At 42.8% G+C, this 13,771-nt stretch carries 6 protein-coding genes; 2 read left to right on the top strand and 4 right to left on the bottom strand.

Annotated elements, in window-relative coordinates; all coding sequences use genetic code 11:
* Positions 1–700: 700 nt before the first annotated feature.
* The 3 genes from recD to DYI81_RS13720 form a co-directional block, all read right to left on the bottom strand.
* Complete coding sequence (gene recD / locus DYI81_RS13730; protein WP_117007870.1) at positions 701–2,422, bottom strand: exodeoxyribonuclease V subunit alpha; 1,722 nt, start codon at positions 2,420–2,422, stop codon at positions 701–703.
* Positions 2,423–2,512: 90 nt separating this feature from the next.
* Positions 2,513–6,625: a UvrD-helicase domain-containing protein gene (locus DYI81_RS13725; RefSeq protein ID WP_117007868.1), complete on the bottom strand. Its 4,113-nt coding sequence runs from the start codon at positions 6,623–6,625 to the stop codon at positions 2,513–2,515.
* Positions 6,626–6,628: 3 nt separating this feature from the next.
* Positions 6,629–10,420 carry an exodeoxyribonuclease V subunit gamma gene (locus DYI81_RS13720; protein ID WP_117007852.1) on the bottom strand — a complete coding sequence of 1,264 codons (3,792 nt, stop codon included), beginning with the start codon at positions 10,418–10,420 and terminating at the stop codon, positions 6,629–6,631.
* A 176-nt stretch (positions 10,421–10,596) separates the two neighbouring features.
* Here DYI81_RS13720 and DYI81_RS13715 point away from each other — a divergent pair, with 176 nt between their 5' ends.
* Entirely contained in the window at positions 10,597–11,112 is a 516-nt protein-coding gene (locus DYI81_RS13715; protein WP_106985539.1) for a hypothetical protein, read from the top strand.
* Between the two features lie 195 nt (positions 11,113–11,307).
* On the opposite strand, the gene DYI81_RS13710 is transcribed toward DYI81_RS13715, so the two are convergent.
* Positions 11,308–12,726 (bottom strand): phosphate--AMP phosphotransferase, encoded by a 1,419-nt coding sequence (locus DYI81_RS13710; RefSeq protein ID WP_117007850.1) that lies wholly within the window; start codon positions 12,724–12,726, stop codon positions 11,308–11,310.
* A gap of 208 nt (positions 12,727–12,934) precedes the next feature.
* Here DYI81_RS13710 and DYI81_RS13705 point away from each other — a divergent pair, with 208 nt between their 5' ends.
* On the top strand, positions 12,935–13,639 hold the full coding sequence (locus tag DYI81_RS13705) for a hypothetical protein (protein ID WP_117007849.1): 705 nt from the start codon (positions 12,935–12,937) through the stop codon (positions 13,637–13,639).
* Positions 13,640–13,771 lie beyond the last annotated feature (132 nt).

Here is a 13,771-nt window from a genome sequence, read left to right as displayed (position 1 = left end):
GCCCCCGATTGCAAAAAAGTTCATCTGCTTTGCACTATTATTCATGCAAACTTTGTTTGCCTATATTTTAAACAAAATAAATCTGGCTTATTTGAACGCTTTTTTGCACAGCAGATAACTAAACTTACAAAAATATTTTAGCTCCTGTACTGAGTGTCATTTTTGTAAACAGTTCGCCCCAAAAAGATAAAAAAAAGCCCGGGCAGAACCCAGGCTTTTTTGCGCTGTAGTTTCTTCTATTTTCATTATTATTTTATTATTTATTGTTTTATGGCGCGTTCTCGCGTCTTGTTTCTCAAACATTCCATGTTTTAAGTTGTACTTCCTTATGCGGTAGATTTTGACAGATTCAAGCTGTGAAAAAAGTCGCATTTTCCTAATTTATCTGTAAGCTATTTCGTACATTTAACACACAAACAACAAACTATTCACTAAATATTTCACGCATAAAAAAGCCCTGCAGTCTCTCCCAAAACTGCAAGGCTTAGCGGCTGTAAGTTTCCTCTTTACTTACTTCATTGTAAGTTCGCTGTCTTCACGACTTTTTTATTCTATTTGTACGATTTTACCCAACATTCCATGTTGAGCACTTTATTGTGTGAAGCCATCTTCTCAGAAACTTATACAAAGCTCTATGCGTCAATTTCTCGAATTGTTGTAAGAAATTTCGTACAAAACAAAGCACATCAGTACCTTAAATTTAACTCAGCGTAGTAGCAACCTTGGCACTTAACCCACTACGGCGCAACGTTCGAACGCTCATTGCATTCGCCAATGACGAACGTGCAGCCAATATACTGACGACTTTTTTCGCACGTGTGATGGCCGTATAGATGAGTTCTTTACTTAATAATTGCTGTGCATTGGCATCTAACACCACCGCAGTATGGGTAAATTCAGAACCTTGTGATTTATGAATGGTGAGCGCATAAGCCGTCTGTATGCTTTTAGGTAAGCGAGCAGCAGCGACCCATTTCTGTAAACTCGGAAAGTACACTGCAAATTGTATTTGACCTTGTTGTTGCTGTTGAAAGCAGATGCCAATATCACCATTCGACAGCCCGAGCTGATAGTCGTTATAGGTCATCATGACTGGGCGACCAACATACCACTCGCCTTGCTTCGCTTGCTGTGTAGCTTCAAGCACGCGTTGCTCGATCTGCTCATTCAGCACATTCAAACCCAGATTGCCATGCCGAATAGCCGACAACACGCGATAATCGTCAAAACGTGCAATCACCTGTTCAATTTCGGCGACATCTTTTATTTTTGGGGTCTGTTGTAAAAGGGAAACTAAAGCTTGGCAATAACCAGAAAAACCAAACATCAGCTGATCATAATAGCGTGACCACATTGCCAGCGTAATATCACTCTCCTGCTCGGGCAGATACTGCAATTGAATCTGATTGTGCATGCTGTCCGTTAATGCGATTTCCCCCAACTCACCCGCAGGTACAAGCGCTTGCTCGAATTGTTGTAACACGCCATCAATTACACGATTCTGCTGTATAAATTGCGCCATTCGACCAATCAATTGCTCACCATCAAAACGGCGACTAGTCACCAAATGCACGTGATTTTCAGCCAATGCAGGCACTTGCTGTAGATCTGCTAAAACGGATCCCACATCCACAGAGGCCAATTGGTCGGCATCGCCCAATAAAATCAGGCGGGTTTGTGGTGCAACTGCGGCCAACAGCATTTTGGCTAAATTGAGATCTAACATCGAAGCTTCATCAACCACAATTACATCAAAGGGTAATGGACGCTTTGCATGAAAACGCGGGCGCTGTGTTTCACCTAGCCCTAACAGGCGATGCAACGTAATAGGCGTTAAACGCTTTAAATCATCACTGATTAAATCGGCCAGTTTCGGATCTGAAAATGAATTTTGTAAAGCTTCTTTCATCCGCTGCGCCGCTTTACCAGTGGGTGCTGCCATAGCAATACGAATATTGGGCAGGCTTTGATTTAAGACCGCAATAATACGCGCCAAAGTATAAGTTTTACCTGTACCAGGCCCGCCTGTGATAATACTCAGTGCTTGTGAAGCCACCATACGCATCGCTTGCTTTTGTTGCGGGTCTTCTAATAAAGCCTCTTGCTGTGGGCTTAAAGTCAAAGCAGGTAACTGTTGTTGTTTCAATGTTGCAACATACTGGGCCAATTGAAATTCTAATGACCAATAGCGATATAGATAAATCTGCTGCTGATCATATACAAATGGTGCAATCTGTTGATTAGCTGCATCTTCACTTGTGGCATATAAGCCAGCCAGCAATTGCAACTCACTTTCTGTACATGGCAGACAGCTATCACCTTGGGTCAAGGCCTGAAAAATTTGCTGTATAAAAACAGTGGCTTTTTCTCGCATTAATGCAGAGCTATGTTGTAAAGACACATATTTTGCCCAAGCCTGCATTGGCAAGTCTTTTTGATCATTTTCCACACAGTTATCCTCAAATTTATCCACAGGATAATTTATTGTTTATTTGCTACTTTTTGTGACGAATTAGGCAATATAGCGCAGTTTATCAACATTAAAATTGCCCAATATTTCATCCAATTTTTGTATAAAATCCGCTGTGGGTTGCCAATGACACACGCCATAATTAGCATCACCATTCATGCCACGTAAGTACAAATAACTCGCCCCACCCAAATGCTGCGCGATATCATAATCCTGCAATTGCACCTTCAAATAACGATGTAAGGCCAATAAATAAATGGCTGCTTGTAACCAATAACTCGAACTACTCATGTTTCGGCGGATTTCACTCAGCGTATATTCCTGCTGTGCCTTACCCAAAAAGTTACTCTTGTAGTCGGCAATGTGATAACGCTGTCCATCGAAATACACCAAGTCAATGGCACCAATTAAATAACGTGCAGAATTGGCTTCATTTAGTGCTTCAATCGCAATTCCAGCTTGCGTGAAGAGTTGTTGAATTTTTTTAATTTGCACGGGTCGATCTGACAGTGAAAGTTGAAATGGGAACTCTGGGAGATGACTGTCTGTAGACAACTGACTCAAACTAAAATCCGCATGCAATGGCGTATTTACGACCTCTTGCGTCCACTGTGTCATTAGCGCATATAAGATTTCATTTTGCATGCCTTCAACCAACACCCCAAAACCAATGTTTTGGTAAAAGCTTGTTGACTTTGGTTGATCTAAGGCAGGGCTACTCCCCAACTGTTGCGCTTGCTGAATAAATCCATCCCGCGTTGCACTCGGATCTGCTTGCTGAATATGTTCCACCAAGGGTTGTAGCAGCTTTAAAAACTGTGAAGCATCATAGCTATGCTGACTTTGAAACAGCCTCGTACATGCTGTAGGGACATCGGTATGGGCCAGCATCTGTTGCAAAATGTCATGGTTAAATGCCAAATACACACTGCGCACTAATTTATGCTGTTCCTGCGTATGGATAAATTCACCAAAAGCCTGACGTACCGCATGATCCAAAGGCGCGGTCAGCGTTATATACGCAGATTTCCATGCCTGTGCAAACACTTTCCACACATCAAAACTGTCTTGCAATTTTTCACGTAGCTCATCCAGTAGCTGTGGGCCATCATTTTTAAAACGTCTTAAGATTTCCAATGGCCATGCAGCGGAATCTTGAAAATCAATTTGCTCATACACACTGTGTAAGAATGTTCCCGCCACCGTTCCTTTTGGAAAGTTTTGCTTAATCCATGAAACTCCCAAAGCGCTGTACTGGATTTCACTTTCTTGGTCTTGTTCATCTTCAGCACTGTCTTGCATCTCAACTTGATTCGCCAGCTGATCTTGGGTGCTTTGGCGGTAGGATAAATGCTGTGATAAACCAGTAAAACTGGTATTGCTCCGCGGGTAAAACCGCGCCTCAGGCAACGGCAAAGCCTCTAAGACTTGCGAAGTCTGCTCATGTGCAACCGAAATGAGGTCTGGACATTGTTCAAGCAATTCCTGCTGCATGCAGCCTGCATGTTCAAAATGATTAGGCGCAACACCACGCCAAAACGGCAAGCTGTAGACAGACTTATGATCTTGGGTTCTAAACATGGCATAAATGCGATAACTGGCACGGGTTAATGCCACATACCAAAGACGATGTTGCTCTGCGATACTTCGTGCATCACTTTGTTCTTTTTCTGCTTTTTCAGCATGCCCACTAATGTTAATCACACGGTGCTTTTCATTGCCTTGCCCATCAGCAAGGGGTTGCTCTTCGTATGAAAAAATTAAACTATTATCTGCCTTCTTTCCACCATCAGCATTGAGTAAAAAAACGACTTTAAACTCTAAACCCTTCGACTGATGGATGGTCATCAGTTGCACCCCTTCAGCATTACTTAAAGGCCGCTCTAGCTCCCAGTCGCGTTGCTGTGGCGACTGCAATTGCTTGAGATACCAGTGATGTAAATGCTGTGCACCTTGCAAGTGTTCGCTTTGCGCACTGAGTAATTCTGTCAAATGACGTAAATTCACCACATCGCGCTCATTATTCAAACTCTGTAGCGCGACAATACGCTCCCAAATTTTGAAATAGTTGAGACAATAATGCCAAGCTGGCAAAAAGCCCTGATGTAACCAAAGCTCTCTAATGTGATCAAATTGGGCAATATAGTGGCTTAAATCCAACATTTGCATGTCATCACGCCACAAATCGACCAACTGTAACCCCATCAGACGTCCCAATAGCGCACGTTTCACTTTGGCTTCTTGATACGGCGTTAAAATTGCATTTAACAGTGCAGCCACATCTTGGGCAATCTCACTACTAAATACACTCCGTTTGGCTGAACGATTGACTTTAATCCCCAAAGCCAAAAGTGATTTTTGTACCGCATTTAATGCAGAATGGCCTGCCGAAAGAATGGCGATATCTTCTACTGCCAATGCCTCACGAATTGTTTCTCCATCCTTGAGTGACTGAAAATACAACTCACCTTGCTTGGCTTGATTGAGTAAATGCTGAATTTGCCACGCCACTTGCGAGGCTTCATCGGCTGGTCGCGCTAATTGCACCCAACGTAAGGGCGCAGGATTGATTTGCCCTGCATCATATAAATCTGGATGCGATGCACCTGCACTAATCGGCACATAATGCACATCTTCACCAAAATCCATTTGCCGTTGAAATAAGGCATCCACCACATCGACCAATGGGGCAATCGAACGGAAGTTTTTGGTTAATTGATAAAACTGGCCTTGCTTACGATACACATCATTGCGTGCCTTTAAAAAGGTCAGCATATCGCCACCACGGAAGCCATAAATGGCCTGTTTACGGTCACCCACCATAATCATACAGCCCTGCTGTAAACGCGCAGGATGACGCCAAATCTGTGCCAGCATGCTGTCTTGATCTAGGTTGGTGTCTTGAAATTCATCGACCAAAATAAGCGGATAGCGCGCATGCACAAAGGCCGCAAACTTTTCCCCTTGCTCGCCTTGAAGCGCTTCCGATAAGGTTCGAATTTGCTGTGCAAACGTGGTTTCACCTTTGCTTTGTAGCATTTGCGGTAAGCGTTGCTTCGCTTGTAGCGCAATAAAATACTTCAGATAAGCTTCGAGCCCTTGCAAATTGGATTGGCATTCTTGCAAAGCAGCAAAGACCTGCCCCAATGCCACAATGACTGGATGCGGCTGAATAATAGTGAGTTCATCTTCGGTGAGTTTTTTCTTGCCAGTGGCATTTCGTGGATCAAGCTTGTCTACAAACTGCTTAAGCTGTGTCAATACGTCCGTGTTTGAGGCAAATAATACACTCACGCCATGCGTTGCAACATCGTCTAAAAGAAGCTTTAAGTCCTCCAGTACAAGCTCAACAATCGACCATTTGGACCATGGTTGCAGTAGCCATTTGGCATAGTCACCATTTGGCGTAAACTGCTCTAAACTCCGAATTTTGTCTAAGTCTAATGTGCTTAATGCACTAACTGCGTGTTGCAATGCGGTCAAATCAAACTCAGGTTGCTCTACTGGCAATAACTTCGCCGAACTAAAATTTAAGCTTTTTGCAATCAGCTCGGCATAATGATCGACTGATTTCAAATTTTGACGTTGTATCAGTAAATTAATGGCATCTTGTGATTGTTGCTGAATCCATTCACGCAAGGTGTCATGCACCAATTGTTGAATATACACGCTATCATCATTGGTGATTTCAGCACGTTCAATTTTGCCACTTTCAAAGGCGAATTCACGAAGTAGGTTTTGGCTAAAGCTGTCCAAGGTCCCCACAAATAGTTCATCCAGCTGATCCAACACCAATTGCAAGCGATCACAGGCATAGCCTATCTGATGTGCATGACGTTCTAAAATCACTTTCACCAGTTCATCTTTTTCAGCTTCAGCTTTGACCTGTATTACCGCCACTTGTGTGCTTCTTAAACTTTCAAGCAGACTCAACACTTGATATAAACGCTGGCGAATACGGCTTTTTAATTCTGCCGCCGCTTTTCGGGTAAATGTGGTTGCAATAATTTGTCGCGGTAAATATTTTTCCAACAAAATACGTACCATCAGGCTCGATAAGGTAAAAGTTTTACCCGTACCCGCCGAGGCTTCTATCCAATGTAAGCCCTGAAAATGCATGTTGCGGATTGGATTTTCAATTTCCTGAATATTCATCATTTACTCCGCAGTTTGATGCTGAAAAATCGGCTGATACAGTGCATAGGCAAATAATTCACAGCAATGCTCCAGCAACTGTTTACTGTCCTGATCACGTAATATAAAGGCCCAATCCAGATGTGCCTGATTGGCTTCATCGAAACGAATATCAAAAGCACTATAATCGCCTGCAGCCGTCCATTTTTGTTTTAACTGTTCGATTTGCTCAAGCACTAAAATGCCTGCCTCTTTTTCAATCCAGCGCACACCGCGCTCATTGCCTTTACCATTATTTTCTAAGGTAAATGCACCACTTTTTTCACTTGCCAGCAATAAATTGGCCGGTAAAACCAAAGGCCGTTGTTGTCCATAGCGCCAAGCCTTGAGCCACGCTTGAATGTGCACGCGCGCTTGCGCAGGTGATACCCCCTGACAATACACCGTAAGGTCACCACATACTTCTATACGTTGATAGCTTTGTGTCTCTTGCTCGGGCAAGCTATGCAACCAAAGCAAATATTCCAACCAAATTTGTGCACGGCGACGCCCTCGGGCACTCGATGCCGTCAAGCTCACCCACGTTTGTACAGGCTTGGCAGGTACAGTAATTTGCATTTGTAGATTGGTTTCTAAGCTCAACATGCGCTGAGTCACTGGCGTTAAAGTTGCATCATCGCTCTGGGTCACGGCTTTCACTCGCTCCAGCAAAGCTTCATGCTGTTGTAAGCTACTATTCCAAGTCGCCTCTTTTAATTTACCCACAGGCAATTGATCTAACAGTAAGTCTTCGCTCGCAATTTGCGTCGACTGCAATAAGCTATTGCGTACGGCATATTTTTCTAAACCATCTAAAAGTAAAGGCTCATCCGTAGCCAAACTGTCCTCAGGTTTAGGGTTTACAATGCCTAAGGTTTTTAAATAGAGCTCGGCAGGAAAAGTGACTTGCTTGATCCACTGGCTACTATCTAACTGTAAATCAGCGACTTCAGTCGGCTTAAGGGCTTTGCTGGCCCATGCAGTACGCGCACCCTGAGCCTGTTGTAGTTGCTGTGCCACATGAAACCAGTGGTCTTGATAGCGAATCTTTCGCTCTTGGCGAGTGTGAACAAAATTCTGCAGTTCAAACGGTTGTAGACTGTGAATGCGATACAAAATTTTTAAATTATCTGGCACTTCAATGCCACTATCCAAAGTAGTCAGCAGAGGTAAAGTGCTCTCTGCACGCCCTCCCTGAACGATCACGGCCAAATGACGAATAAATTCTTGCACCACACTCGATGGCTCGCGTATTTCACCATCATTGACATCAAAGCCATTATAAAACAGCCATAAATTATCTTTGGCCAACAACAATGCATCTAAAAATGCGCCTTGTTCATCATCTAAACGTGAACGGTCACCCAAGTGCGATTTCAGCACATCCATTAAGTCAAAAGGCAAACGCACCTGACGGCTTGGGAACTTCCCGCTGTCTAAGTTCAGCATCACAATCAGCTTATACGGCAAGGGACGAATTTGCCCCATTTGGCTAAAAGTAATTTGACCAGTCGGCACAGCCTGATCCATTTGGCTATCAATAGTATTTTGAATTTCTTGTAATAAGTAAGGCAAAGGCAATTGCATGTCTTTGAGTAGCAGTTGCTCCTGCGGGCCCAGCTCACCATCTTCGGTATAGTACGACAGCGTAATTAAGGTAATGTACTTACGCAGTGTATCGCGCACCGCTTTTAAGGCTGTGACGCCATGTTTTTGGTACTGATCTAAATCACGTAGCAATAAATGTAACCACTCTTCAACATTACGTTGAATGCCCATCTCATGCTCTACCAGCCAATGGCGACGTTCGGCAAAATCTTGATACATCGTGATCAAGATATTGATCAACTCAAAATCTTCTGGACGCACATAGGCATAACTTAAAGTATCTTGTAGCATGACATGCTCAGGCACCGCTACGCCAAGTACCAAACGGTCTAAGGCAAATTTAAAACTGTAACGATAGTCCTGATCATTGGCAGCCAAACTCCGCTTTAAATGTTCTTCGTCTAGGCCTCGCTTAAATTTGGCATCACTGAGCAATTCAATCATACGTGCTGCTTGATCGGTACTCAGCGCATAACGGGTTTGCACCGCACCTAAATTCAGCCAATCTGCAAAATCTTCTAGGCTAAAGCGACCTTGGCCTAACTGAATTGGTCCAAGTACAGCACGCCATGCATTTTGTGTATCCAACTGTGGTACACCTGCAATTTTAACAGGCAAATACACACTGTCTTTACGCGTCTGCTGTGCAGTATTTTCAAAGCTCTGCTCTCGTGGTGGCGGTGCAAATACACTGCGAATAAGCGGTTCAAGCTCTTTGAGCTGTGGACTTAACACCAAAATATCATTGGGCTGACGAGGCTGTTCTGGCGTGCTCTGTGATAGCCAATGCACCAATTGATCTTTGAGCACTTCCAACTGACGCAAAGATGAATGGCAAACATGCAGTTGAATCGAATCATCTTGTTCCAACAATTCAAATGATTCAGGTTCTGGCTCAGCCAAATTTAAAATATCAGACTGTAATTTCCCCAGTAAATGCGCTTCATAATCCATTGGGAAAAGGTCATGCCACTCTTCATCTTGCTCACCTGAAGCCAAATTGACCAGCAATGAAAAATGATCCCGAGCTTGCTTGCCAAAACGAGTCAACAGTGGATGTCTGGAATCTTTTTGTTGTCCATATTCCAGCGTGTATTTTTCAAAAAATGCGTCAATTTGTGCAGTGGTTGCTTCAGGATTTTTTTCTTGAAAGCGTTGTTTGAGTTTTACGTCATATTGCTTTTTCCAGTTGGCATCTACGGTGTCTGCCCAGTACTCTTGCGATGGATTGAAGTGCAAAATCAACACATCCATATACTGCCCCAAACGACGTAAAAAACTCAGCTGGCTCGGAGGCAAATCCAGTACTGTAAATAGCACCACCTGTTTAGGCAACGCTTGTAAGGCTTTGACACGCTGTGCAGGATCATCCATCACTTGCCAAAAGTTTTGATCAATACTTTGCATTAACTCAAAGTCAGCATGAAATTCGCTATGCCACAACCAGCGTTGCCATTGCTCAAGTTGTTCGGCTTGTGCCAAAGCAAAGCTTGAAATTTGTTGCTGTTGTACTTGCTCTTCTTTGCTGTCCAAACCAGGAAACAAAGGCCTTGGCATAAAAAATTGCTTATCCAAATCCAGTGGCTGATTGTTGCCCCAATCTTTCAGCCAATTATGTGCACAGTCACAAGACTCGCCCTGCGCATGTTGTTTTAAACAATGTCCACGGTATTCCATATAGTTACTAAATAAGCGTGAGACTTGCTCCGAAACCCAATACAACATGCCTTGCTTTTTGAGCTGTTGCTCCGTGCTATCACTCAGTCTGGACGCGCTGTCATACATACGTTGCACAATGCTATGTAAAGGGTGATCTACAGACAAAGGATTGTTTGCCTGCTGAATAAAGGGTTTTAAAATTTGATAGGTACGCCATTTAATAATTAAGCGTGGAATATTGGCTTTCCGTACTTTTTCTTTATCATCCAATACTGCCTGATAAGCAAACCATTGAAAGGCACGGATCCGCTGATGAAACATGGTATTGGCGCTAATACCTTGTTGTTCTGATAATTTTGTCGTGAGCCACGTTTGCACTGCCATAGAAGGCACAATAAAATGTTGGGTCTTGAGTGCGGCCAAGGGCGAAGTTTCAGCTTGATGGCCTGCTTGAATCATGGCTTCTAATAAGATTTCAACACGCTGACTTTGTATGACGCGAATAGCCATGTTCTCTCCACTCAATAAAATACGGACGCTGCAAAACGATAAAGATTATTTACTATACTTTTATGGCTGTCTATGCGAATTTGAAAACAATATTCAGTATAAAAATCAATTTGAAACGCGTATCTTAAAGTACATTAGCGATCAATACCTTTGATGAGCGCAGAAGGATCTTCACCATGAAAATAGACAATGTTCCAGACTCCATTGATCCAAGCTTAGATTTGGAGGCCATCCGCCAAGAATGCCTAGAGCTGGTAAAAAAACGTGCTTACCTCTCTGCTGGGGTTGCCGTCATTCCCGTGCCTTTTTTAGATGTCGTGATTGATGTCGGTATTTTGTCGCTCCTCATTCCAGAGGTAAATGCACGCTTTGCGCTCGCGCCAGAGCAAATTAGCGTGTTTGACCCAAAAACCAAACAAGTCCATTGGAACGAACTACGCAAACGTGGTGTAGAGTTCTCTGGTTTAGTCGTTGCCCGCACAGCAATGAAAAAATCACTCAATAATGTTGCGGCCAAATACATTACCAAACAAGTAACTAAATTCATTCCGCTCGGTGGCCAAGCCATTGCAGCCACTTTGGGTTATATAGTGATGAAAAAAGTGGCAGATGCCCATGTAGAAGATTGCTACAACTTAGCCAAAAGCATTCAACAAAAACAAATTGCACAGCAAGGTAGTACAACCATCTAATTCGTCCGCTCTTCAAATACATGCTATCGCATAAATGAGCAGGTCGAAATTGATTGAGCACTTGCGCTACACACATAGCGCAGTGCTGACAAAAAAATAAGGGCTAAGCTCTCGGTTAGCCCTTATTATTAGATGTTATTTCATTCCAATTTAAGTACTGTTTTTAGTCTATTTCATCGCGGTACAGCACAAGACTTACTCAACCTTCAATTGCTTTAAGATCGCACGTAGCACGTCTAAGCGTGCAGTATTTTTATCATCCGTTGCAATCACATGCCATGGCGCATACTCCGTATTCGTGCGCTCAAACATGTCAGCAGCCGCATTTAAATAATCATCCCAATGTTCCCGATTACGCCAATCTTCTGGTGTAATTTTAAAGCGTTTATGGGGTGTTTCTTCACGCGCTTTAAAGCGTGCCGCTTGCTCATCTTTACTGATCGCCAGCCAACACTTCACCACAACGGTATTGCTGTTCACCAGATCTCGCTCAAAACGATTAATTTCATCATAAGCACGTTGCCACTCGATCGGGCTCGCAAAGCCTTCAATCCGCTCTACCAATACACGCCCATACCAAGTACGGTCAAAAATGGTGATCTTTTCACTCGGCTGGATTTTGTTCCAAAAGCGCCATTGATAAGGTCGGCGCAATTCATATTTTTCAGGTGCGCCAATGGTATAAATTTCGTATTCACGGGGATCTAATTTTTTTACAATTCGTTTAATTGCACCACCCTTGCCTGCAGCATCCATACCTTCAAAGGCAATCACCACATTTCGGCTATCAAAACGCAGTGCTTTCGACACCTTTTTGCTGAGCTGTTTCAGTTCTTGTTTATATACATCTTTCTCCATAACATCTGTTGCAGGCTTTAATAAAGCTTCTGGAATCGTCGCTTGTTTCCAGCGACCTTTGCCCTGCTTTAAGTGTTCTGGGCAATGTTGTATTGCTCGCAAAATATATTGTGCAAATTGCTGATCACGTTCTTTTTCATCTTCACAATCAATCAAAAACCAATCTTGGGTAAACCTCTGACGTAGCTTTTGCAGATTGTCATATTGTTTTTTATTTCGCCAATCTAGTCCGTGTAATTTATGCCAATGCACTTCACTCGGGTCCATCGTATCTAAACGCTTTTGCAAAGATTTCCAAGACAGATCAAACCAGACTTTAATCACATCGACATTATTATTTTTTAAGTCTTGTTCAAAATTGCGCATGTTTTCGACATATTCATCAAACATGGTGTCATCCATCGGCTGTGATACATGCATGGCCGTGGTCAGCAAATCACTATACCAATTGCCAAACATCACCATCATTTGTCCTTCAGCTGGAATTGAGCGTGCATAAGACTGCCAAAAGGTTTCTTTATGATTAAACGTTCTCGGTGGATCAGCTTTCACCTGTAAAAATCTTGGATCTAACCATTCTCTGAGCTGTTTAACCGCCTCACCTTTCCCCGCCAACTCAATGCCACTCACGAGAATCAACTGACTTTTAGCATTGGTTTTAGCACGGCTGTCTTTCAGGGCATATTGAGCTTCAATCAGTGCCAACGATAATTGTTCTTCATCCATCAACTGAAATTGGTTTTGTTTTGTCGTCATTTTCTATTCGATACTTTATGATGATTTTTTCCAGTATAGCCCTAGTTTTTAATTTTATAGAAGCGCTCAAAAGTGCTTTTAGCCAGCAGTTTTGAAGCATTTTGCAACCAACTGGCTGCGCGCTCTACATTTTTCCTGCAATTTGTCATAGCAGCACATCTCAAGTGCAGCTACTATGTGGTGAACTTGAAAATAATTGAGACACACAATGTCCAAGCTGGCTGTTTTAGACGATCTTTTAGAACTTTATATTCAACTGAACTATCATAAAAATCCTGAGATCCAACAACGCTTGGCCGATGTACAGCTTTGGCAAAAAACACGTATGCAGCGCACCCATGCACAACAATTTGCTGAAAAACAAAATGTACTCATGGCCGAATATTTTTTAAATCGTTTATATGGTGGCCCAGACTTTGATGCCCTTGCAGAGCAAATTGCACGCTTGACCAAATATGCACACAAAGCAGAAAAACTCATTCCAGATAACGCAATTAAAACTGGTACATCAGGCGTCGCTTTAGCTATTTTAGCCGTACAGCTGGACGAACAAGTCGCCATGCAACTACTACAAGACTATCATCCAAACGAAACCTTGACCGATGAAATGATGCGTCAAGCTTATCTCAAGCTCAATCAAAGTGATGACCGCCTAAAACAATTAGCCTTACTCGATGAGCTTGGCAAAAGCCTAGACAAATATATGCGTTCCTTCGTCGTCTACACGGCATTTAAAATGTGTAAAGGTGCGGCCACTAAATATCGTTTTGAAGTCATGTATGACTTTATGCAAGATGGTTTTTCGGCAATGAAGCCCTTAAAATCTGCAGAAAAATTTGTGAAAGAATTTACCGCAACTGAACGCCAAATCGTTGCGAAAGTGCATGCTGGTGACCCCAACCCCTTTCAATAATTTTGGAGCGATGTCAAAGTAAGCATCGCATGAAATCAAGATAATTCTGTATATTATTCATAACAATTGCTTGATGATTGCTGTACAACGCACGAGAATCTGTCATCATGCATGCAATGATGAATTAACCCT

It is taken from the genome of Acinetobacter sp. SWAC5 (assembly GCF_003419885.1).
GTDB lineage: Bacteria > Pseudomonadota > Gammaproteobacteria > Pseudomonadales > Moraxellaceae > Acinetobacter > Acinetobacter cumulans.
Note: the sequence above shows the minus strand (reverse complement) of the source record. Positions and strands in the feature narration are given on the sequence as shown.